Below are 22692 nucleotides of genomic sequence, written 5' to 3'. Positions count from 1 at the left end.
TTTTCCTGTACATTCCTCGTCACGAGTGCCCGCCCATGCCGATACCGGAGAACTACACCCCCGCCACCGACCTGCTGCACCAGCGCGTCATCCTGATCACCGGCGCCGGCGACGGCATCGGCCGCGCGCTGGCCAAGGGGTGCGCCGCCGTTGGCGCCACCGTGATCCTGCTCGGCCGCACCACCGCCAAGCTGGAGGCGGTCTACGACGAGATCGAACAGGCGGGCCACCCCCAACCGGCGATCTTCCCGATGAACCTGGAGGGCGCGGCGCCCAAGGACTACGACGATCTGGCCGAGTCCATCGAAGGGGAGTTCGGCCGCCTCGACGGGCTGGTCCACAACGCCGCCGAACTGGGCCGCCAGATGCCACTGGTGCAGCACGACCTGGAGACCTGGTTCAAGGTGGTGCAGGTGAACCTCAACGCGCCGCTGTTGATGACCCGCGCGCTGGCCCCGTTGCTGCTGAAGAGCGAGGACGCCTCCCTGCTCTTCGTCTCCGATGCCGTGGCGCGCAAGCCGCGCGCCTACTGGGGCGCCTACGGCGTCACCAAGGCGGCCTGCGAGGCGATGATGGGCGCGCTGGCCGACGAGCTGGAACAGACCGTGGTGCGGGTCAATAGCATCGATCCCGGCGCGGTGCGTACCCGCTTCCGCACCCGCAGCTACCCCGGCGAGGTGCCGACGATCAACCCGCTGCCGGAGGAGATCATCGCCCCTTTTCTTTATCTCCTCGGCCCCGATTCGAAGGGGATCAATGGTCAGGCGCTGGACGCACAGTAGTCCCGTCGGATGGCGCGCGGCTACGGCCGCTGCCTTCGGGCAGGTCTCCCGGCGCCCCGTCCGGAGCGCTGCCTTCGTTTGACACGGCGCGCGCGGCGCGCCCTATAGGGCGGCCTGCGGCCGCCGTTGCCGAACGGAACGCCTCTCCGCATACGTCACCAACCACCCGATCCGGGCGCCGCCTTCGCCGCCCCAAAAAACCTCATCCCAACCCGCGTGCCGCGAGCTGCAGCAACCCCCAGGCATAGAACCCGGCGAGCAGGTCGTCGAGCATGATGCCGAGGCCGCCGCCGACCCGCCGGTCGGCCCAGCCGATTGGCCACGGTTTCCAGATGTCGAAGAGACGGAAGAGCAGGAAGCCCACCACGACCCACCACCACCCCGGCGGGACCAGGATCAGGGTCACCCAGAGGCCGACGAACTCGTCCCAGACGATGCCCGAGTGGTCGTGGACTCCGAGGTCGCGGGAGGTGCGGTCACAGATCGCCACACCGAGGATGAAGGCGGCTACCAGCCACGCCACATAGAGCGGCAACGGCAGCGGCGCAATCAGGAAGTAGAGGGGAACCGCCGCCAGGGTGCCGAAGGTCCCCGGCGCCTTCGGCGCCAACCCCGAGCCCAGGCCGAAGGCAAGCAGATGAATCGGGTTGGTCAGATTGGGTTTGGTCACGGGCACACCCTACCCGAAATGGAGATAGCCACCACCGATCTCCAGCTTCCGCCCCGCACCATCGACGCAGCGCAGTCCCGGCTCACGCAGGATCTCGCCGATACGGGTGCAGCCGTCGGCCGGCAGTTGTCGCGCCAGCTCGACAGCCCGCGCCTCGGGCACGCAGAACAGCAGTTCGTAGTCATCCCCACCGCTCAACGCCACCCGCCACCCCTCCTCCGGCTGCTCGAAGGCGGCGGCGAAGTGCTCGGAGAGCGGCAGCCGCGAGGCGTCGATGCGCGCCCCGCAGCCGCTGCGCCGCAGGATGTGGCCGAGATCGGCGGCCACCCCGTCGGAGACGTCGATGCAGGCGGAGGCGACCCCGCGCAGGGCGATCCCCTCCAGCACCCGCGGCCATGGCCGGTGGAGCCGCTCCCGGCAATATTCCCGGGCCGAACCTTCCAGCGCCCTTTTGCCGAAATGGTCCGCCAGGCCGAGGGCGGCGTCGCCCACCGTGCCGGTGAGGTAGATCCCGTCACCGGCCCGCGCGCCGTCGCGGCGCAACGCCTGGCCGTGGGGCACCAGCCCGTGGGCCTGTACGGTGATGCTCAGCGGTCCCCGGGTGGTGTCGCCACCGATCAACGCCACCCCGTGGTGGTCGGCCAGCTCGAAGAAGCCCTCGGCGAACGCCGCCAGCCACGCCTCGTCCGCCTCCGGCAGGGTCAGCGCCAGGGTCACCCAGGCGGGCTCCGCGCCCATCGAGGCCAGATCGCTCAGATTGACCGCCAGCGCCTTGTGGGCGATCTCCGCCGCCCCGTTCTCCTCCGGGAAATGGACCCCGGCGACCAGGGTGTCTACCGTCACCGCCAACTCCATCCCCGCCGGCACCCGCAGCAGCGCCGCATCGTCGCCCACCCCCAGCGCTACCCCCGCGCGACGCGACGGACGGGTGAAAAAGCGCTCGATCAGGCCGAATTCGGAGAGGGACATATTGACGGGGAGGGTTTTTCCGCGGGGCGCCTATAGTACCATGCGGCCTCCGTGCTCCGTGCAGACCGTCTGCGACGAAGTCGTCCCGTACGGTGAGAGTTTTAACCCTTTATCGAAGCCGCCCCTACCGAATCTCCCGGCGCCGACTTTCCGAATACCCGGCCCAGCAACAAACCATTCACGCTTCGTGTTGAAAACACCCCCTCAACGAGATCCACGCAAATGACTCTGGCGAACCACCCCTGGCTGAAGGCCGCCGGGGTCTATCGGGACCGGCGGGTGCTGGCGATCCTCTTTCTCGGCTTCTCCAGCGGCCTGCCGCTGGCGCTCACCTTCGGCACCCTGACCCTGTGGCTGGCCGAGCTGGGGATCAGCAAGACCACCATCGGTCTGTTCGCCCTGGTCGGCGCCCCCTACACCTTCAAGTTCCTGTGGGCCCCGCTGGTCGACCGGCTGCCGATCCCGCTGCTCACCCGCCGCTTCGGCCGCCGCCGCGGCTGGGCGCTGTTCACCCAACTGGCGCTGATGGGGGCGATCTTCGGTCTCGGCACCACCAACCCGGCGGAAGATCCCGTCCTCACCGCGCTGTTCGCCCTGCTGGTCGCCTTCTGCTCGGCCAGCCAGGACATCGTCATCGACGCCTACCGGGTGGAGATCCTCGACGAGGAGCGCTACGGCGCGGGCGCGGCGATGATCGTGCTGGGCTACCGCATCGGCATGCTGGTCTCCGGCGCCGGCGCCCTCTACGCCGCCAGTTTCTTCGGCTGGCACACCACCTATTTCGCCATGGCGGCGCTGATGGTGGTGGGCATGGTCACGGTCCTCCTCAACCCCGAACCGCGGGTCCACGAGAGCCGCGAGTCGCGCGAGCAGCAGGCGCGGGTGAGCGCCTTCCTCGCCCGCCGCCCCGACCTGCCGCCGCGGCTTGGGACCGCGCTCGCCTGGATCCATGGCGCGGTGATCGCCCCCTTCGCCGAGTTCATGGGCCGACGGGGCTGGCTGCTGGTGCTCGCCTTCATCCTGCTCTACAAGTTCGGCGACGCGCTGGCAGGCGTCATGAGCAACCCCTTCTACGTGGAGCTGGGCTTCACCAAGATCGAGATCGCCAACATCAGCAAGGCCTTCGGCCTGGCGGCGACGATCATCGGCGGCATCCTCGGCGGGCTGATGGTGAGCCGCTTCGGCATCCTGAAGAGCCTGCTCTACTGCGGCCTGCTGCAGGCGGTCTCCAACCTGATGTTCGCCATCCTGGCGATGGCCGGCCACGACCTCGGCCTGCTCACCGCCACCATCGCCATCGAGAACCTGAGCGGCGGCATGGGCACCGCCGCCTTCGTCGCCTACCTCTCCAGCCTGTGCAACGTCGCCTACACCGCCACCCAGTACGCCCTGCTCTCCTCATTCATGGCCTTCGGCCGCACGCTCCTCTCCTCCGGCGGCGGCTGGCTCGCCGACCGTCTCGACTGGGTCAGCTTCTTCGTCCTCACCACCTTCGCCGCGCTGCCCGGTCTGCTGCTGCTGATCTGGATGGCGCGACGTTTCCAGACACCCGCGCCGTCCCCCGTCGAAACGGTCGGTTGAGAGGCAAAACCACTCCTCGTACGAGGGGTTACGCATTGCCCGCCACCCTCAAAGCGTGGTAAAAAACACGCTACAATCGACCATTACAAACGTTACCCGTCTGCTAGTCTGAATCTGAATCCCCCGGAACGTCTCTTCATGCCTACCCTTTTGACCGACGACCTGACCTCCGGCATGGTCCTGGAGCAGGATGTGAAGGATCGCAGCGGTCGACTGCTGGTGCGCGCCGGCGTCGCGCTGACCGAGCGCTCCCTCAAGGTGCTGCGCACCTGGGGCATCGCCGAGGTGACGGTGCAGGAGGACGAACAGACCCGTCAGCGCGATGCGGTGGAGCACCCCCACCCGCTGGCCGCCGCCGACCCCGAGCTGGTCACCCGCGGCATGGCCCACGCCGAGCAGCTCTTCCGTCACGTCGACATGAACCACCCGGCCGCGGCGGCGCTCGCCTCGTTGGTGGTGGAGCGCTTCGTCAAGCACAACGCGGGGGCCGGCCATGGCCGTTAGCGCCGAGCAGCTGATGCGCGGGACCACCCAGGTCTCCTCGCTGCCCAGCCTCTACCGCCGGCTCGACGAGGCGATCGACGCCCCCAACTCGTCGTTCGCCCATATCGGCAAGATCGTCGCCGACGACACCGGCTTCACCGCCCGCCTGCTGCGCATCGCCAACAGCGCGCTCTACAATTTCCCGTCGAAGATCGAGACGGTGGAGCGGGCGATGTCGATCATCGGCACCAAGCAACTGCGCGAGCTGGCGCTCGCCACCACGGTAGTACGGATGTTCAAGGGAATGGAGAACAGCCTGGTGTCGATGGAGTCGTTCTGGCGTCACAGCATCTGCTGCGGCGCCGCGGCGCGGGTGATCGCCACTGCACGGCGGGAGAACAACATCGAACGCTTCTTCGTCCTCGGCATGCTCCACGACATCGGCCGGCTGGTGATGTACAACCGCATCCCCGAGGTGTGCGCCGGGATCATCGACGAGGCACAGCGCGACCGGCGTCTGCTGTTCGAGGTGGAAAAGGAGCAGCTCGGCTTCAACCACGCCGACATCGGCCGGCTGCTGCTGCAGATGTGGAAGCTGCCCAAGGCGCAGATCGAAGCGGTCGGTTACCACCACGCCCCCCACGTCGCCCAGCACTACCCGATGGAGGCGGCGGTACTGCACATCGCCGACGTCATCGCCAACGCGCTCCAGTGGGGTACCAGCGGCGAGGGCTTCGTGCCGCGTTTCAACGCCGAGGCATGGCAGCGGCTGGAACTCACCGAGCGCCACCTGGAGGCGATCGTCGCCCACACCGACGAGCAGACCGGTGAGGCAATTCGGCTATTCCTGGATGATGAGGAGTGACCATGAGCGTCCCGCAAGGCGACAAGCGAGACCTTGAGGCCCTCCAGGCACGCGTCGCGTACCTGGAGGAGACCAACCGTTGGCACCTCTTCGGCCTCGACCTGCTGCTCTCCCTGCGCGAGGTCCACAACAACGTCTGGCACGGCCGCAATCCGGCGGTGATCCTGCGCAGCACCCGCGAGTACCTGGAGCGGCTGTTCCCCTGGCAGACCGTCGCCTTCCTCACGGTCAGCGAGGAGGACGCCAGCTTCGTCCTCTTCGACGCCTTCCCGGAGAGCGACTGGGAGTGGATGCAGCAGGAGGTGGACCGGATCATCGAATCGGGCGAGTTCGCCTGGGCGATCAACCAGAACCGTGAGGTGATCTACCAGGCGAAGCTGCGCGACTGCTCGATGGTGCTCCACGTGCTGACCACCAAGACGCGCATCCGCGGCATGTTCATCGGTGTCCCCTCCCAACCGCTGGACTCAATCCCCGAGGGGAGCCTGCACCTGCTCTCGATCATCCTCCACCACTCCGCCTACGTGCTGGAGAGCGCCGAGCTCTACCACCTGCTGAGCGAGGAGAATCTGGCGCTGGAGGCGACCGTCGCCGAACGCACCGAGGAGCTGCGCTACCAGTTCACCCACGACGACCTCACCGGGTTGCCCAACCGGGTGCTGTTCCTCGACCGCCTGACCCAGGCGATCAAGCACGCCGAGCTGCGCGAGCGGCGAATCGGCGTGCTGGTGCTCGATATCGACGCCTTCAAGCTGATCAACGACTCCCTCGGTCGCCAGTGGGGCGACGAGTTCCTCAAGCAGGTGGGGGAACGGCTCGCCCACCACATCACCGAGGGGAACAACTCCGCGATCATGCCGGCACTGGAGGAGGCCACCGTCGCCCGCCTCGGCGTCGACGAGTTCTGCGTGCTGCTGCCGGCGGCCAACGAGGTGGACGAGCTGGCCGACGCGGTGCTGCACATCCAGGACGTGGTCGCCCAGCCCTTCTCCATCGCCGACCAGATGATCTACGCCACCGCCAGCGTCGGCGCCAGCGTCTACCCCGACGACGGCCGCAACCCGGAGACCCTGCTCGCCCAGGCCGACATCGCGATGCACCACGCCAAGGCCCAGGGCAAGGGTACCTACCAGTTCTATGCGCCGAAGATGAACGCCAAGGCGCTCGACCACCTGACGCTGGCCACCCAGTTGCGCCAGGCCCTGGAGCGCGAGGAGTTCGTCCTCCACTATCAGCCGCAGATGGACATCACCACCGGCCGGGTCGCCGGCGTCGAGGCGCTGATCCGCTGGCAGCGCAGCGACGGCCGGCTGGTGCCGCCGATGGAGTTCATCCCGCTGCTGGAGGACGACCGCTCGCTGATCATCCCCGCCGGCCAGTGGGTGATGGAGGAGGCCGCGCGCTTCCTCAACCGCCTCGGCGAGCAGGGTTTCGGCGACATCAAGGTGGCGATCAACCTCTCCGCCACCCAGTTCATGGACGCCGGCCTTACCACCCAGGTGGAGGAGATCCTCCAGTTCCACGCGATCCAGCCCCACCGCTTCGAGCTGGAGCTGACCGAAAGCACCATCATGCGCGACGTCCCCCGCGCGGTATCGATGCTCAACGGCCTCAACGAACTGGGGGTACAGCTGGCGATCGACGACTTCGGCACCGGCTACTCCTCGCTCGCCCACCTCAAGCGCTTCCCGCTGGACGTCCTCAAGGTGGACCGCTCGTTCATCCGCGACCTGCCCGGCGACGGCGACGACTCGGCGATCGTGCGCGCGATCATGGCGATGGCCGCCACCCTCAACCTGGAAGTGGTCGCCGAGGGGGTGGAGACCGCCGAGCAGCTCGAATTCCTGCGCGGCCTCGGCGGTCGCTACATCCAGGGGTTCTTCTTCAGCAAGCCGCTGCCCGAAGAGGCGCTGATCGCCTTCCTCAACCGATAAACCATCCGCCCGCCCTCCGCCCCTTCCCTCGCTTCGCTCGGAGGGGCGGAGGGCGGGCGGATGGTTTATCGGTCATTGATTTTGGAATGCCGCTTCGGCGGGGAATTCGAACTACACTTTTCGTGAGGTTTCCATCTTGCGGGGAGTTGGGGTTATGGCCATCGCCAGTGCCGTGATCATCGACGACGAGCCGAGTCTGCGGCTGGTGGTCTCCAAGGTGATGAGGGAGGCGGGATTCGAGGTGCTCGCCACCGCCGGTGATGCCGAGGAGGGGCTGGAGAAGGTGGCGGAACTCAACCCCGACATCACCCTGGTCGATCTCAACCTGCCCCACGTCAACGGCGTCGAACTGACCCGGCGGATCGCCGACAGCGCACCCCACACCCTGATCCTGATCCTGACCGGCGTCGCCGACGGGCGGGTCGCCGACGAGTGCCTGGGGGCCGGGGCGTTTCACTACTTCGTCAAGGATGAGCGGATCACCAGCCTGGGAGAGCGAGTCAGGGAGCAGTGGGACGAATACCGCCGCAAGTTCCTCCACCACGAAAATTCCTGACCGTTCACCGCCCCCGTCGCTTCGCTCGGGGGCGGTGAACGGTCAGGAATTTTCGTGGGACACCCTACGCGAACCCGGAGAGATCCCGTTCGATCATCGGTAACAACAAATCGATCGCATCCGCCACCGCCACGCTCAACGGAGCATCCACCGTCTCCGCGAACGGCACCGTGGAAAGCTGGATGCCGTAGAGGATCAACCGCGGCGGCAACTGCCCCAACGCCCGCCCCAACTGGAGGGCTGGGCCGACCCCAAGCCCATGGCTGGAAAAGAGGCTCTCCGCCCGCCCCTCGACCGCCGTTCCTTCCAGACGAACGATCTCCCCGGGCGCCAGCCCTCCCTCCACCGCATCGACCAGGATCGCCTCCTCCACCCCCTCCAGCGCAGCGAGGAGCAACGCACCGGGACGGTCGGCGGTCTCGAACCGCACTTCGGGGACGCGAGCCGGAAAACCCGACGCCCGCAATCGCTCAACCAGCACCCAACCCAACCGATCGTCCCCGAACGGCGACCCTACCCCCAGTACCAGCGCCGTCACAAACACCACCTCCCGGCCGAACGCGGAGAGTTCCCTCCTTTCCACGCTCTGCACTCCCTCCTTTCCACGCTCTGCACTCCCTCGTTTCCACGCTCTGCGTGGAAACGTCTTGTTCGACGCTCCGCGTCGTGCTGAACGAAGGCACGAACGCTCGTTGCCGCACACTGCTGGGGAACCCGGAGCGTTGCAGACTACGGAGGCATCGGGAAACGCCCCCCCCCAAGACAACCGCCCCCATCCCCTTCACGATCGAAACCACCACCGAACGAAAACACCGGCGTTCAACCGCGATCCACCTTCAACTTGAGGAAGTGCACGGAACAGGAGATGCAGGGGTCATAGTTGCGAATCACCATCTCGCCGCGCAGCCGCAGTTCGTCGTCGGGCAGATCCAACCCCAAGCCCGTCAGCGACAGCCGCAGATCCTCCTCGATCCGTGCCTGATTCTGGCTGGTGGGCGGGACGATGCGCGCCGAACGGATACGCCCGCGGGAGTCGGTCTCGTAGCGGTGCCAGAGGATGCCGCGGGGCGCCTCGGTACAGCCGTAGCCCACCCCGGCCCGCGGCGTCGCCTCGATATAGGGCGAATCGGGTTTATGGTACCCATCGAGGATGCGGATCGCCTCCAGCAGCGCGTAATGCAGCTCGGCCGCCCGGGCGACCACGCTGTGGAACATGTTGTCGGAGGGGAAACGGATGCCGCTGGCATCGAGCAGGTCACGGGTCGACTCGGGGAGCTGATCGCGGTTGAGATTGACCCGCGCCAGCGGCCCCACCAGATAGGGCTTGCCGTCGAACAACGAATGGAGTGCGGTGGAGTGGGCGACGTGCAGCTCCTCGAAACGCTGCTCGTACTGACCGATCTCGATGTCGAGACCGTTGTCGGAGACCAGCCGCCCCTCGCAGAAGGCGAACTCGTCGGGGTGGCGCAACGCCACGCTGACGAAGCGCTGGCGGTCGTCGGGGATCGCCAGGGAAGCGGTCCAACCGATCAGCGCCGCGGCATCCGGCAACGCCGCGCGCAACTTGTCGGCCAGCGCCGCGGCATCCCGCGGATCGGGGGCGTGATGAAAACCGCCAATGCGGGTACCGATCGGGTGTACCGAACGGCCGCCCACCAGGCGCATCAGTTCGTTGCCGAGTCCTTGCAGCTTGAGCCCGCGGCGCACCTCGTCGGGGTACTGACCGGCCATCTCCGGGGCACTGCCGAAGCCGAGAAAGTCGGGGGCGGCGAGCAGATGGATGTGCAACGCATGACTCTGGATCCACTCGCCGCAGTAGAGCAGGCGGCGCATCTCGCGCACCCACGGGCCGGGGTCCATGCGGAAGATCTTCTCCAGGGCGTGCACCGCGCTCATCTGGTAGGCCACCGGACAGATGCCGCAGATGCGCGCCACCATGTCCGGCACCTCGTGGTAGTCGCGCCCCTCCAGGAACTTCTCGAAGAAGCGCGGCGGCTCGAAGATGCGCAGCTTCAGCTTGTCGATGGCCCCGTCACGGATGGCCACATCGAGCGCCCCCTCGCCCTCGACACGGGCGAGCAGCGGAACCTTGATCGAGACTTGGCGGGACTCAGCCATGGGCCGGCTCCTTGAACTTGTACTTCAAACCCACCTCGGCGTAATCGCGGGCGCCGCTGTAGATGCAGAGGAAACGGCGCGCCACCTCGTCGGGCAGCAGCCCCAGCCCCTCGAAACGGCGCCCGAGGGCGTTGGCGTTGACGTTGTCGGAGGGACCGAAGCAGCCGTGGCAGTCGCGGCCGAAGCGGGGACAGAGGGCACCGCACCCGGTATTGGTCACCGGCCCCAGGCAGGGCTTGCCGTGGGCCACCAGGGTGCAGACGGTGCCGGAGCGCTTGCACTCCAGGCAGACCTTGTCGCGGGAGACCGCCGGCTCCACGCCGAAGAGTAGCGCACGTACCGCGGCGACCACCTGGCGGGTATTCACCGGGCAGCCCCACAGGGTGAGGTCCACCTTGATGTGCTGGCCGATGGCGGTGGCGTTGTCGAGGGTGTGGATATACTGCGGCGAGGCGTAGATATCGGCGGTCCAGTCGCGGACGTCGGCCAATGAACGAAGCGCCTGGAGGCCGCCGGAGGTGGCGCAGGCGCCGATCGCCACCAGATAGCTCGAATTCTCCCGCACCCGCTTGATCCGCTCCACCTCCTCCATGGTGGTGACGCTGCCCTCGACGAAGGCGATGTCCACCTTCGCCTCCGGGTCCACCGGGCCCGCCTCGGCGAAGTGGACGATATCCACCAACTGGGTCAGGGTAACCAGCTCTTCGCCCATGTTGAGAAAGGCGAGCTGGCAGCCGTCGCAGGAGCTGAACTTATGCACCGCAACCCGCGGCTTGCTGTGGATCGGTACCTTCTTGGTCATGGTCTGACCTCTGTGCTAGTCCCGCTAGAAGATTTATCCGCAAATGAACGCGAATGGACGCAAATGAAGAGAAGGGAAATCATCGCATCCGTTTGCGGACGATACATGTTCATCGGCCGGGCCTTGCCCGCCGCAACGCTCGGCAATCCATCCAACCGCCGTGCCCACCGGCACGCCCGACGGCCACGGGCCGCCCTATAGGGCGCGCCGCGCGCGCCATGGTGATCGAAACCGCGCTCTCGCCGTTTCCCGCTGACCTGTTTTCGAAGCGCGATCCCTCGACACCGCGATCACAGGCCACCCTTCAAGCCCTTATCCACAAACAACCACGAACACACGCCCACGCCCCTCTTCTCATTTGCGTCCATTCGCGTTCATTTGCGGAAAAAACTCTTCAAAAACCCTTCACCCCGAACAGCTCCTTGACGTCCGGATAGTTGAACACCGGTCCGTCCTTGCAGACGAAGTTGCCGCCGATCTGGCAGTGGCCGCAGTGACCGGCGCCGCACTGCATGTTGCGCTCCATACTCAGCCACAGGCTCTCCTCGCGCACCCCGCGCTTGACCAATTCACCGGCGGCGGCGCGCATCATCCCCTCGGGGCCGCACATCATGGCGACGGTGTTGTCGGGGTCCACCTCCAAATTCTCGAACAGCACGGTGACCGGCCCAACGTGCCACGGCCAGCCCCGTCCACCGACGTCGGCGGCAAGGAACACCCGGGTATCCTTCTCCTTCTCCCACTTCTCGTAACGCTCGCGCCAGATCAGGTCGTTGTGGTGCTTCACGCCCTGCAGGATCGAGAGGCGGCGGAACTGCTCGCGGCGGCGCATGATGTAATTGATCACCGAGACCACCGGCGCGCAGCCGAGGCCGCCGGTGACGATCACCACGTCCTTGCCCAGGGACTCGCGCATCGGCCAGCCGCGGCCGAACGGGCCGCGCAGGCCGATCCGGTCCCCCTGCTCCAGGTGGGCCATGCCACGGGTGACCCGCCCCACCACCCGGATGGTGTGGTCGAGCATCTCGTCGTCCTCCGGATCGGAGACGATGGAGATCGGGATCTCGCCGACGCCGTAGAGGTAGACCATGTTGAACTGGCCCGGCTCGAAGCAGAACGGGGTGCGGGCATCGACGGCGCAGTAGCGGGCCATCGCCCCCTCCCCCAACAGCTTCAGGCGCAGGGTGAAGATCCCGTCGGCCTCCTGGATCCGCTCGACGATCTCCGCCTCGTGGAGTTGATAGGGGTTAAACATCGCTCGTCTCCGCCTCGTCGTCGCTACAGATCGCCGCCGCCTCCTCGGTGAGATCGATCCCCACCGGGCACCAGGTGATGCAACGGCCGCACCCGACGCAACCGCTGCGCCCGTACTGGTCGTGCCAACTGCCCAGCTTGTGGGTCAGCCACTGGCGGTAGCGCATACCGGTCTCGCAACGGATGATGAAGCCGTGGATGTAGCTGTGGCCCTCGGTGAAACAGGAGTCCCACTCGCGGACGTGGGCGCTCTCGCTGCCGTCGAGCTGCGGCACCTCCTCCTCGTTGTGGCAGAAGCAGGTGGGGCAGACCTGGGTGCAGTTGCCACAGGCGAGGCAGCGCCCCGCCACCTCGCCCCAGCGCGGGTGGTCGAGGTGGTCGAACAGCGGCTGACGCAGGTCTCGCGAGGGGAGACGGCGCGATTGGCCGGCCGCCGCCGCTTCCACCTGATGATCGGCGGCGATCAACTGTTCGGCCGCCACCTCGTCGGTCGGCAGCCCGTCGAGCAGGGCCTGCCCGGCCTCGCTGCCGGCACCGATGACGAAGCCGTCGTCCAGTTCGGAGAGTGACAGGTCGAAACCGGTGATCACGCCCGGGCCGTCGCCGGTGGAGTCGCAGAAGCAGGTGTCGGCGGGGTGGGAACAGTTGACCGCCACCACGAAGAGTCCCTCGCGCCGCTTGGCGTAGTAGGGATCGGCCAGCGGCTCGCGGAGAAAGTGGGCATCCTGCAGCTTGAGGGCGGCCAGATCGCAAGGGCGCACGCCGATCGCGGCGATCCGCTCGGCGGGCGGTTCCACCGTCTCGAAGCGGATTCCGCGATTGCTGCCGAAGGCCTTCCACAGCACCTCGCGCGGCGCGAAGAGAAAGGGCTTGAGCATCTGCGGCCCGTTGGACCAGGCGAAGTAGCGGGGACCCTCGCCCTCATGGGTGCGGTAATACCCCGGTCGCTGCTCGACCGAGACGCCCCGCGGCAACTGCTCGGCGGCGTCGAGGTCGTCGACCACGATCGCCCCGTCGCGCAGCCGCGGCCCGACCACCCGGAAGCCCGCGTCGCGCAACGCCGAGATCAGGCTCCCGAAGCGCTCGCGGGGAAGATAGCGGCTGGCATTCATCGGCTTTTCGCTCCGTCGTCGACGGTTCTTGATTTTCGCCGCGGATACCGTATCTCCACGCACCCGCGTCGTCGATTCCGCTACTGAGTATATGGAAGATACGAAGCGTGTAAATGAAGGTTTTTTAACATGTACTGAACTACTGTCGATGCCCCCGGGGGGAGCATTTGACGGTTTTCTAATTTCCCCCTCCGCGTATAGTGGCGGACTCAGCCACCGGCACCGTCCGCCGCACCCAATCCAGCGACCGCAGCGCCATCATGCCCACACGGCTCATCACCCTCACCGGCCGGGTCCAGGGGGTCGGCTTCCGCCCCTTCGTCTACCGCCTCGCCCACGCCCACCGGCTCACCGGCTGGGTGCGCAACCGCGCCGGCCGGGTGGAGATCCTGGCGGCCGGCGACGAGAACGCCCTGGAGCGCTTCGAACGGGAGCTGATCGAACGGGCGCCCCCCCTGGCGCGGCCCGAACCCTTCACCAGCGAGGCGAGCGACCGAGCCACCGGCGAGCACTTCGCGATCCACCACAGCGACGACGGCGGCGAGGCGGACGTCCACGTTCCGCCCGACCAGTTCTGTTGCGACGACTGTCTGGCGGAGCTGCGCGATCCCGGCGAGCGGCGCCACCGCTACCCCTTCATCAACTGTACCCAGTGCGGCCCGCGCTACACCCTGATCCGCGCCCTGCCCTACGATCGTTCCAACACCACCCTGGCGAATTTCCCGCTCTGCGCGGCGTGCCGCGCCGAGTACGGCGATCCGCTGGACCGGCGCTTTCACGCCCAACCATTGGCCTGCCCCGAGTGCGGCCCGCGACTCGCCTTCCGGCGTGGAGCGGATCGGCCGCTGTTCGCCGAGGAGGGTCTACAAGCAACGCTGGCCGCGCTGCGCCGGGGCGAGGTGGTGGCGGTCAAAGGCGTCGGCGGCTACCACCTGCTGTGCGACGCCCGCGACGAGGCGGCGGTGACCCGCCTGCGCCGACGCAAGCCGCGCCCGCACAAACCGCTGGCGGTACTGTTTCCGCCGGGTCCCGGCGACGATCCGGCAGCCGAACTGCGCGCCGTCCTCTCCCCCGACGCGGCCGAGGAGGCCCTGGTCGCCTCGCCGATGCGGCCGATCGTGCTGATCGCCCGCCGCCCCGGCGGCGCGCTGGCGGAGGCGATCGCCCCCGGCCTCGACGAGGTCGGGGCGATGCTCCCCTACGCCCCGCTCCACGCCCTGCTCGCCGAAGGCTTCGGCGGCCCGCTGGTGGCCACCTCCGGCAATCCGAGCGGCGAGCCGGTGCTCACCGACGAGCACGAGGCGGAACGACGCCTCGCCCACGTCGCCGACGCCTTCCTTCACCACGACCGGCCGATCGAGCGCCCCGCCGACGACCCCCTCTACCGCACCATCGCCGGCCGCCCGCGACCGCTGCGCCTGGGCCGCGGCAACGCCCCGCTGGAGCTGCGCCTGCCCCGCCCGCTGGAACGCCCGGTGCTCGCCCTCGGCGGCCAGATGAAGGGGTGCGTCGCCCTCGGCTGGTATGATCGCGCGGTGCTCTCCCCGCACATCGGCGAGCTGGATACCCCGCGCGGCTTGGCTCTGCTGCGCCAAGTGGGCGCCGACCTGCAACGACTCTACGGCGTCCGTGCCGAGGCGCTGGCCCTCGACGCCCACCCCGGCTACAGCTACCGCCGCTGGGCGACGGAGAGCGGCCTGCCGTTGATCGAGGTGTTCCACCACCAAGCCCACGCCGCCGCGCTGGCCGGTGAATTTCCCGCGGAGGAGCGCTGGCTGACCTTCACCTGGGACGGCGTCGGCTACGGCGAGGACGGCACCCTGTGGGGCGGCGAGGCGCTGCTCGGCCGCCCCGGCGCGTGGCGGCGGGTGGCGAGCCTGCGCCCGTTCCGTCTCCCCGGCGGCGACAAGGCGGGGCGCGAGCCGTGGCGCTCGGCCGCCGCGCTGTGCTGGGAAATCGGCGCCGAACCACCCTTCCTCCCTGCTGGAAGCGCCCTGCTCAAAGAGGCGTGGGCACGCGGGCTCAACGCCCCGCTCAGCAGCGCCGCCGGACGCCTCTTCGACGCCGCGGCCAGCCTGCTCGGAATCCTCCATGCCGGCAGTTTCGAGGGGCAGGGGCCGATGTGGCTGGAGGCGCGCGCATCCGGCGTAGAGGCGCCGCTGGAGCTGCCCTTGGAATCGGCGGACGACGGTCTGCTGCGTGGCGACTGGTCGCCGTTGATAGCGGCGCTGATCGACGGTGGAGCGTCGATCGAACAGCGCGCCACCCTCTTCCACGCCACCCTCGCCCGCCTGCTCCGCCGCCAGGCCGAGGCAATCCGCGAACGGGAGGGGGCGTTCACCGTCGGCCTCACCGGCGGCGTGTTCCAGAACCGCCGCCTCGCCGAGGCGGCGGCGGCGGAACTCAGCGCCGCGGGCTTTCCTGTCCACCTGCCGAGCGAAGTCCCCGCCAACGATGCCGGCCTGGGCTGGGGCCAGTTGGTCGAGGCCGCCACGCGGCCCGCCTAGGGCGTGCCGTGCGCGCCGGGCGGTGACCGAAGCCCTGCCCTCGACGGTTCCTGGCGAACCGTTTGCGAAGTGCCCTCGTTCGACGCGGCGGCCACAGGCCGCCCTATAGGAAACAGCGGCTCCTTCGCCCCATATGGTATGGACGACAAGCCTCAATCCCCATATATTGGGCCCCATGGATGCCCTCTCCCAGCATATCGAACTCAAGGGCAGCGTCTTCACGCTGCTCGTCCTCCACCCGCTGAGCGGCGATCTGGGGGCGATCGGCGCGCAATTGGACGAAAAACTGGAGCAATTGCCCGGTTTCTTCGCCGATGCACCGATGGTCATCGACCTGCAGAGGCAGAGCGAAGCGCTGCCGCTGGACGCGCTGCGCGACCTGCTGCGCGAGCGCGGACTGGTGCCGGTGGGGGTGCGCAACCTCGCCGCCGAGCGCCGCGAGGAGGCACTGGCGGCAGGCCTCGGCATTCTCCCGGAAGGACGCGCACCGGCCACCGAACGGACCGAGGGGCCGGCCGCCCCCGAACCCGAGGCGAGCGCCGAACCGGCGCCGCCGGCGAGCACGCCGCCCCCGGTCCGCCGGCCGCCGAAGATCGTCGCCACCCCGGTGCGCTCCGGCCAGCAGGTCTACAGCCCCGGCGACCTGATCCTGCTCGCCCCGGTCAGCTCCGGCGGCGAGGTACTGGCCGACGGCCACATCCACGCCTATGCTCCGCTGCGCGGGCGGGCGCTGGCGGGCATTCGCGGCGACGAGGGGGCGCGCATCTTCTGCCGCTCCCTGGAGGCCGAACTGGTGTCGGTGGCCGGCAACTACCGGCTCGCCGACGACATCGACGAATCGCTCCGCGGCCGCTCCGTGCAGATCCTGCTGAACGGCGAGCGGCTGGAGATCCAACCCCTGTAACGAAACGCCGCTGTAATGCGACGTATCCCGCGACATCACACGGAGATCACAACTTTGGCCAAGGTAATCGTCGTCACCTCCGGCAAGGGCGGGGTGGGCAAGACCACCACCAGCGCCAGCATCGCCACCGGTCTCGCCCTCAAGGGACACAAGACCGCGGTCATCGACTTCGACGTCGGCCTGCGCAACCTCGACCTGATCATGGGCTGCGAGCGGCGGGTGGTCTACGACTTCGTCCATGTGGTCAACGAGGAAGCCACCCTCAACCAGGCGTTGATCAAGGACAAGCGCACCGACCACCTCTACATCCTCCCCGCCTCGCAGACCCGCGACAAGGACGCGCTCAACCAGGAGGGGGTGCAGCGGGTGATCGACGAGCTCTCCAAGGATCACGACTACATCATCTGCGACTCGCCCGCCGGCATCGAGAAGGGGGCGTTCATGGCGCTCTACTTCGCCGACGAGGCGCTGGTGGTGACCAACCCGGAGGTCTCCTCGGTGCGCGACTCCGACCGCATCCTCGGCATCCTCGCCGCCAAGTCGCGGCGCGCCGAGCAGGGGCTGGAGCCGGTCAAGGAGCACCTGGTGATCACCCGCTACCACGCCGAGCGGGTCGCCTCCGGCGAGATGCTCAGCGTCGACGACATCCAGGAGATCCTCGGCATCCCGCTGCTCGGCGTGGTCCCCGAGTCGCCGGCGGTGCTCAACAACTCCAACGCCGGCACCCCGGTGATCTACGACGAGACCAGCACCGCCGGCCAGGCCTACCACGACATCGTCGCCCGCTTCCTCGGCGAGGAGCGGCCGCAGCGGTTCATCGAGGCGGAGAAGAAGGGGCTGCTCAAGCGCCTCTTCGGGAGCTGAAGCCATGGGATTGCTCGACTATTTCCGCAGCTCCCGCCAGGGCAGCGCCGCGGTGGCCAAGGAGCGGCTGCAGATCCTGGTGGCCCAGGAGCGCGGGCTGCGCAACAGCCCCGACTACCTGCCGATGCTCAAGCAGGAGCTGCTGGAGGTGATCGCCAAGTACGTCCACATCGACGCCGATCAGGTGCAGGTGAGCTTCGACCGCGACGGCGACTGCGAGGTGCTGGAACTCAACGTGATGCTCCCCGAAGGGCCGGGGAAGCGTTGAGGGGCTCCCCGACGACGGACAGGCCGACATGGGGCGCCCCACGGGCGTCTCGGCGCGTCTGGGCAGTTGGTGCTTTCGTTTGACACTCCCCGCCGACGAAGCTTCGTAGGGTGGGTTCCCTGACACGCCCCCTCACAGCCGCCACCATCCGATCAGCACCATCGTCCACAGCAGCACCGGCCAGAAGAGCACCTTGGCCAGCAGGTTGTCGCGGAAGTTGATCCATCCCCGCCCGTCCAGCGAGCGCAGCGAGAAGAGATAGGCGTCGAGGGCGACGAACAGCAGGAAGCCGTACATCACCAGATAGAAGTACTCGATGTAGACCATCCCGGAACCGGCGAACTGACTGCGCACCTGGACGTGGGCCAGCAGCACGACGAAAAACAGCGCCGAACAGGCACCGAGGATGCCCGAGGTGTTGAAGCCGAAGCGCGAGGCCTGCTCCTCGTCGTTGGACAGCGTCATCAACGCGCCGAACAGCAGCAGCGCCACCACCAGCAGCGGCACCAGGTGGACGACGAAGGCGTTGATGAACTTGCGCTTCGCCCCGAGGTTGAAGAAGAACTCCCGATAGTTCACCTGCTTCTGGGCCTCTGGCCAGCCGAAGTTGGTGTCATAGGGGATGTCGTTGAAGCTAAAGAAGGTCTCGTCGATCTCCCAGGTCCCCTGGACGATCTGCTGGTCGAGACCGAAGCGCCTCGCCCCACCGTTGGCATAGGCATCGAAGTCGGGGACGAAGAGGATGTGCTCGTCGTTGGCGAAGTCCTTGCGCCAGAGACGCAGCCAGATGGTGGGAAGGTCCAGCGGATAGGCGGAATAATCGAAGGATTGGCGGACGGTGACGTCGAAGTACCAGCCGATCAGCTGATAGGGCTTGCCGTGATCGGTGACTTGCTCCCGGTAGCGTTCCTGGATCGTGGTATCACCGGAGGCCACCTCCTCCGGGAAGATGAAGCCCTTGGCAAAACGCTCGGGAAAGTCCTGCGGGTACTTCTGCCAGACGTAGCCGGTGACGTTGACGTCACTGGCCGAGACGAAGGCCAGCGACTGGATGAACAGCCCGGTAGGGATCAGCACCGGCCGCCGACCACCGCGGAACTCCACCGTCGAGGTGTCGGCGAGCATCCGCTCCAGCTCCGCCTGGTCGGCCACCCGATGCACCTCCTCGCCGTACTTCCGCTCCACCTGCGCCCATTGGGTGCCGATGGCGACCACCGCCAGCAGGGAGAGAACGAGGGAGGCCAGCCAATAGGTACGGGTGGAGATTCGGTTCATCGGGTTCGTCCTTGAATGATGCGCGGCAACGGGGCGGCGTCATTCTAAACTTACCTCCATCCCGAATCGAACGCCCGTTCTCAGCCGAGAAGAAACTCGCTGAACCGCCCCCGCACGCAGTGGTTGGAGGACATCGCGCTGGCATAGCCGCCGGCGTTGATGAAGGCGATCCGATCCCCCTCCTCCACCGGCGTCAGCCGCACATTGCGCGCCCACAGATCGAGCGCCTCGTTGATGTTGCCGGCGATCGTCGCCACCACCGGCTCGCCCGGGCGCGCCAGGCAGGGCAGCGGCGCGCAGGGCAGGTGGTAGAAGGCCGGCTCGATGGCCAGGTTGAAGCCGCCGTCGACGCCGACGAAGAGCGTGTCGCGCTTATCCTCGACGGTGTTGGCCTGCAGCACCAGCACGCCCGCATCCTTCACCACATAGTCGCCCGGCTCGACCAGCACCCGCACCCCGCGGTCACCGAACACCCGCCGGATCTCGCCGCTCCAGCGCGCCAGGTCCAGCGGCTCGTCCCCCGCCTGATGGGGCACGCCGAGGCCGCCGCCGAGGTTGACCAATTGCGGCCGATCGAGGCGGTCGAGGAAATCGCGGCAGCGCTCGAGGATCTCCCCCCACAGCGGCAGCTGGCTGGAGAGATAGCCGCAGCCGGTGTGGAAGTGGATCCCCTTCACCTGGAGGCCGTAGCGGGCCGCCGTCTCCAGCGCCTCCTCGAACTGCTCGCGGTAGATGCCGAACTTGGTGGTCGCCCCCGGGGTGGAGTAGCGCAGCAGCTCGTTGTCGCCGTAGCCGACGCCGAGGGCGGGGTTGATCCGCAGGCCGATGGCGCGCCCCGGCGCCCGTTCGCCGTAGCGGCGGATCGAGGAGAGCGAATCGAGGTTGATCCACATCTCCGGATGGCGCACCAAAGTGTCCAAATCGTCGTTGGAGACCGAGGTGTTGGTGTAGGAGATATCCCCCGCCTCGAAGCCGCACTGCAGCGCCCACTCCACCTCGCCGGGGGAACAGGCATCGATCCCGCACAGGCCGCTCGCCTTCATCCGCGCCAGCAGCGGCATGAAGCGGTTGGCCTTCATCGCGTAGTGGATGCGCGCATCCAAGCCGGTCCCGGCCAGGGCGTTCGCCAGGCGACGCAGGTTCGCGAGCACCCGCTCGGCGCTGTAGAAGAAGACCGGCCCGCGGAGGCGGGCGGCCAGTTCCCCCAGGTTGCGACCGGCCAACAGGAGCCGGCCGTCCCGGTAGTGGAGATCGTCGCGGCTCCACCACTCGCCGCTCACCGCCGCCACGCTCAGTGGCTATGCTCGGCGGCGATCCACTGCCGCCCCTCTTCGCTGATCTCCTCGCGCCGCCCGGTGATCCACTGGCGACAGTCGGCCGCCCCGCAGTGGCAGGGGAACTGCTTGAACAGGCGGTCCTCGGTCACCGTGTAGTCGATGGTGAGGATCTCGCCGGCGGCGATGTCGCGCAGGGCGAGCAGCTCCAGGCGGTTCATGTCGAGGATCGCGTTGGGCGAGCAGGCGTGGGTCAGCAGGCCGCTGAACCAGGGGTCGTGGATATGCAGCTGGGGGGTGACCTGCAGGGTGTGCTGGGTGATCTCGTGGGTAATCCAGCCGGTGAAACGGGCGATCACCTGGCCGGCGCGCCAATCGGCGCGGGAGACCACCCCGCGGCCGATCGCCCCGGAGATGGTGTCGGGAAGGAACTGGTCCAGCGTCGGGTAACCTTCGCTGGCGAAGAGGTCGGCGGGATAGACTGATCCGACGATCATGGCATCGTGCTCCGAATGGGGGGTTGAGGGATCGGTTTTGGTTGCCGACCCCTCCCAATCCGGACGGCGAAGCCGCCTCCTTCCCGGCATGGCGATCGGCGGCAAAAATCTATCGCCGCACACCGCCGCTCGAAAGCAGAAATTTTTTGGGGAAACAGGGAGTTCGGGGGTCCCGAGGGAGGGCCGTCGACGTGCGGCGCAGCGCGCGCCGAAACGTTACCGGCGAATTACGCCTCCCTTTTCGACGGGAATCGGAAAAATGGCGAATTCGGCCGAAAAAAGGGCAATCAGGGAGGCCGGGGAAGGGCCGCATGAAGCGCCTGCGGGAACCGGCGCGGTAGCGAAAATCGATATCGGATGACGGGCCGGTTTTGGCCGCGCCATGAATGAAAAAGGGTGGACGCGAAGCGCTTTTTCGCCCTTTCGCCGCGCTTTTCGCAAAGCGCCTGGAAAGAGTGCAGGCAACGGGACCTTCCGTGGCCCGTTTCGCCCCTGCTCGGCGTTTTTGCCCCACCCCCCACGCGGCCCGGTCATCCCTGCGGTCCCGCGGAGGACGTCCCGTCAAGTCATAAAAAAACGCTATGGCCTGAGACGAAGGGGGCAACACCCGACGCTAATCGCCGTCGCGCAGCCGCTGACAGAAGGTACGCTGATCCGGATTTTCCACCGCATCGACCACCGCGTTGACCAGCTCGCCCAACTCCTCCGGCGAGATCACCCCGAGCACCCGGTTGAGCAGCTCCGGACGGACGATGGCATAGGCGGTCTCGCCATCCTTCAGGTTGACCACCACCCCGGCGGCGTGGTGGTCCTCCTCCTCCATCATCGCCATCCCCTCGTCCATCAGTTCTTCATAGCGCACCTCGATCGCGTCGATCAGGTCGTCGTCGAGCTCCTCGGGAATCCGCACCTCGAACTGCTCCTCTCCCACCTCCTGCTCCACCGGGACGCCCTTCTCCTCCAGGAAGGCGAGAAACTTGCGGAAGGGGGGTTCGACGAAGAAGAGGTAGTCCAGCATGGCGACTCCGAAACGGGTGGTTGGGAAAAGGCGTTAGGGTATCGGGGGTGGCATGGGGATGCCACCGCACGGGAGGAAACCCTCGCTCGGAGAAGAAGAAAAAACTAATCAATTGTTCGGACAAGATAAGCGGTCCCAAAAGGCGTTGCCGCCAGAGACGCCCTCGCCCTCGTTACCACGCTCCGCGTGGTAACGCCCTCTTCGACGCTCCGCGTCGTGCGGAACGAAGGCACCCACGCCAAACGTCCACCACCGCCCCGGGCAGGACGCAGAGCGTCCGAGGCGGTGGGTTACGACGCGGAGCGTCGTAACCAGGGAGGCGAGCTCCCCAAAAGGCACTGCTGCCAGAGACGTCCTCGTGACGCCCTCGTTACCACGCTCCGCGTGGTAACGCCCTCTTCGACGCTCCGCGTCGTGCGGAACGAAGGCAACCACACCAAACTCCACCACCGCCCCGGGCAGGACGCAGAGCGTCCAAGGCGGTGGGTTACGACGCGGAGCGTCGTAACCAGGGGGGCGAGCTCCCCAAAAGGCACTGCCGCCAGCGACGCCCTCGTTACCACGCTCCGCGTGGTAACGCCCTCTTCGACGCTCCGCGTCGTGCGGAACAAAGGCACCCACGCCAAACGTCCACCACCGCCCCGGGCAGGACGCAGAGCGTCCAAGGCGGTGGGTTTCGACGCGGAGCGTCGTAACCAGGGAGGCGAGCTCCCCAAAAGGCACTGCCGCCAGCGACGCCCTCGTTACCACGCTCCGCGTGGTAACGCCCTCTTCGACGCTCCGCGTCGTGCGAAACGAAGGCAACCACGCCAAACGTCCACCACCGCCCCGGGCAGGACGCAGAGCGTCCAAGGCGGTGGGTTACGACGCGGAGCGTCGTAACCAGGGGGGCGAGCTCCCCAAAGGCACTGCCGCCAGAGACGCCCTCGTTACCACGCTCCGCGTGGTAACGCCCTCTT

21 protein-coding genes are annotated in these 22692 nt (G+C 67.5%); 10 read left to right on the top strand and 11 right to left on the bottom strand.

Annotation, left to right across the window (positions count from 1 at the left end):
* The first annotated feature begins 35 nt into the window (after positions 1-35).
* The gene (locus ACYQ2W_RS12430; protein ID WP_459867283.1) at positions 36-782 is read left to right on the top strand and encodes a YciK family oxidoreductase; all 747 of its coding nucleotides are present in this window, start codon (positions 36-38) and stop codon (positions 780-782) included.
* Between the two features lie 202 nt (positions 783-984).
* Here ACYQ2W_RS12430 and ACYQ2W_RS12425 read toward each other — a convergent pair whose 3' ends face one another.
* Positions 985-1452 (bottom strand): phosphatidylglycerophosphatase A family protein, encoded by a 468-nt coding sequence (locus tag ACYQ2W_RS12425; RefSeq protein ID WP_459867280.1) that lies wholly within the window; start codon positions 1450-1452, stop codon positions 985-987.
* A 9-nt stretch (positions 1453-1461) separates the two neighbouring features.
* On the bottom strand, positions 1462-2421 hold the full coding sequence (thiL, locus tag ACYQ2W_RS12420; RefSeq protein ID WP_459867277.1) for a thiamine-phosphate kinase: 960 nt from the start codon (positions 2419-2421) through the stop codon (positions 1462-1464).
* A gap of 222 nt (positions 2422-2643) precedes the next feature.
* On the opposite strand from thiL, the gene ACYQ2W_RS12415 reads away from it, so the two are divergent.
* The 5 genes from ACYQ2W_RS12415 (at position 2644) to ACYQ2W_RS12395 (ending at position 7840) form a co-directional block, all read left to right on the top strand.
* Positions 2644-4002: an AmpG family muropeptide MFS transporter gene (locus ACYQ2W_RS12415; RefSeq protein ID WP_459867274.1), complete on the top strand. Its 1359-nt coding sequence runs from the start codon at positions 2644-2646 to the stop codon at positions 4000-4002.
* A 138-nt stretch (positions 4003-4140) separates the two neighbouring features.
* Entirely contained in the window at positions 4141-4506 is a 366-nt protein-coding gene (locus ACYQ2W_RS12410; protein WP_459867271.1) for a hypothetical protein, read from the top strand.
* The gene (locus ACYQ2W_RS12405; RefSeq protein ID WP_459867268.1) at positions 4496-5350 is read left to right on the top strand and encodes an HDOD domain-containing protein; all 855 of its coding nucleotides are present in this window, start codon (positions 4496-4498) and stop codon (positions 5348-5350) included. Before ACYQ2W_RS12410 ends, ACYQ2W_RS12405 begins: the two co-directional genes overlap by 11 nt.
* 2 nt (positions 5351-5352) lie before the next feature.
* The gene (locus ACYQ2W_RS12400; protein ID WP_459867265.1) at positions 5353-7284 is read left to right on the top strand and encodes a putative bifunctional diguanylate cyclase/phosphodiesterase; all 1932 of its coding nucleotides are present in this window, start codon (positions 5353-5355) and stop codon (positions 7282-7284) included.
* A gap of 154 nt (positions 7285-7438) precedes the next feature.
* Complete coding sequence (locus ACYQ2W_RS12395; protein ID WP_459867262.1) at positions 7439-7840, top strand: response regulator transcription factor; 402 nt, start codon at positions 7439-7441, stop codon at positions 7838-7840.
* 64 nt (positions 7841-7904) lie between these two features.
* On the opposite strand, the gene ACYQ2W_RS12390 is transcribed toward ACYQ2W_RS12395, so the two are convergent.
* The 5 genes from ACYQ2W_RS12390 to ACYQ2W_RS12370 form a co-directional block, all read right to left on the bottom strand.
* The gene (locus ACYQ2W_RS12390) at positions 7905-8423 is read right to left on the bottom strand and encodes a hydrogenase maturation protease (RefSeq protein ID WP_459867259.1); all 519 of its coding nucleotides are present in this window, start codon (positions 8421-8423) and stop codon (positions 7905-7907) included.
* A gap of 236 nt (positions 8424-8659) precedes the next feature.
* The gene (locus ACYQ2W_RS12385; protein WP_459867256.1) at positions 8660-9958 is read right to left on the bottom strand and encodes a Ni/Fe hydrogenase subunit alpha; all 1299 of its coding nucleotides are present in this window, start codon (positions 9956-9958) and stop codon (positions 8660-8662) included.
* Positions 9951-10760, bottom strand: a complete 810-nt coding sequence (locus ACYQ2W_RS12380) for an NADH-quinone oxidoreductase subunit B family protein (protein WP_459867253.1) — start codon at positions 10758-10760, stop codon at positions 9951-9953. The genes ACYQ2W_RS12385 and ACYQ2W_RS12380 overlap by 8 nt, the downstream gene beginning before the upstream one ends.
* A 394-nt stretch (positions 10761-11154) precedes the next feature.
* Positions 11155-12015 (bottom strand): FAD/NAD(P)-binding protein, encoded by an 861-nt coding sequence (locus tag ACYQ2W_RS12375; protein ID WP_459867250.1) that lies wholly within the window; start codon positions 12013-12015, stop codon positions 11155-11157.
* Positions 12008-13126, bottom strand: a complete 1119-nt coding sequence (locus tag ACYQ2W_RS12370; RefSeq protein WP_459867247.1) for a 4Fe-4S dicluster domain-containing protein — start codon at positions 13124-13126, stop codon at positions 12008-12010. The genes ACYQ2W_RS12375 and ACYQ2W_RS12370 overlap by 8 nt, the downstream gene beginning before the upstream one ends.
* A 260-nt stretch (positions 13127-13386) precedes the next feature.
* Here ACYQ2W_RS12370 and hypF point away from each other — a divergent pair, with 260 nt between their 5' ends.
* The 4 genes from hypF to minE all read left to right on the top strand — a co-directional run bounded on the left by hypF (position 13387) and on the right by minE (position 17669).
* Positions 13387-15633, top strand: coding sequence for a carbamoyltransferase HypF (gene hypF, locus ACYQ2W_RS12365; RefSeq protein ID WP_459867244.1), 2247 nt, complete (start codon positions 13387-13389; stop codon positions 15631-15633).
* A 175-nt stretch (positions 15634-15808) separates the two neighbouring features.
* The gene (minC, locus tag ACYQ2W_RS12360; RefSeq protein WP_459867241.1) at positions 15809-16537 is read left to right on the top strand and encodes a septum site-determining protein MinC; all 729 of its coding nucleotides are present in this window, start codon (positions 15809-15811) and stop codon (positions 16535-16537) included.
* A 54-nt stretch (positions 16538-16591) separates the two neighbouring features.
* Complete coding sequence (gene minD, locus ACYQ2W_RS12355; protein WP_459867238.1) at positions 16592-17401, top strand: septum site-determining protein MinD; 810 nt, start codon at positions 16592-16594, stop codon at positions 17399-17401.
* A 4-nt stretch (positions 17402-17405) separates the two neighbouring features.
* Entirely contained in the window at positions 17406-17669 is a 264-nt protein-coding gene (gene minE / locus ACYQ2W_RS12350; protein WP_459867235.1) for a cell division topological specificity factor MinE, read from the top strand.
* A 132-nt stretch (positions 17670-17801) separates the two neighbouring features.
* Here minE and ACYQ2W_RS12345 read toward each other — a convergent pair whose 3' ends face one another.
* The 4 genes from ACYQ2W_RS12345 to ACYQ2W_RS12330 form a co-directional block, all read right to left on the bottom strand.
* Positions 17802-18944 (bottom strand): hypothetical protein, encoded by a 1143-nt coding sequence (locus ACYQ2W_RS12345; protein WP_459867232.1) that lies wholly within the window; start codon positions 18942-18944, stop codon positions 17802-17804.
* A gap of 80 nt (positions 18945-19024) precedes the next feature.
* The gene (locus ACYQ2W_RS12340) at positions 19025-20224 is read right to left on the bottom strand and encodes a diaminopimelate decarboxylase (protein ID WP_459867229.1); all 1200 of its coding nucleotides are present in this window, start codon (positions 20222-20224) and stop codon (positions 19025-19027) included.
* An 11-nt stretch (positions 20225-20235) separates the two neighbouring features.
* A complete protein-coding gene (locus tag ACYQ2W_RS12335; RefSeq protein WP_459867226.1) occupies positions 20236-20715 on the bottom strand; it encodes an SET domain-containing protein-lysine N-methyltransferase in 480 nt (159 codons plus the stop codon).
* A gap of 613 nt (positions 20716-21328) precedes the next feature.
* Positions 21329-21733 (bottom strand): hypothetical protein, encoded by a 405-nt coding sequence (locus tag ACYQ2W_RS12330; RefSeq protein ID WP_459867223.1) that lies wholly within the window; start codon positions 21731-21733, stop codon positions 21329-21331.
* Between the last annotated feature and the right edge of the window lie 959 nt (positions 21734-22692).

This window comes from Endothiovibrio diazotrophicus, from assembly GCF_054657215.1.
This window is presented reverse-complemented; position numbering and strand designations above follow the sequence as displayed.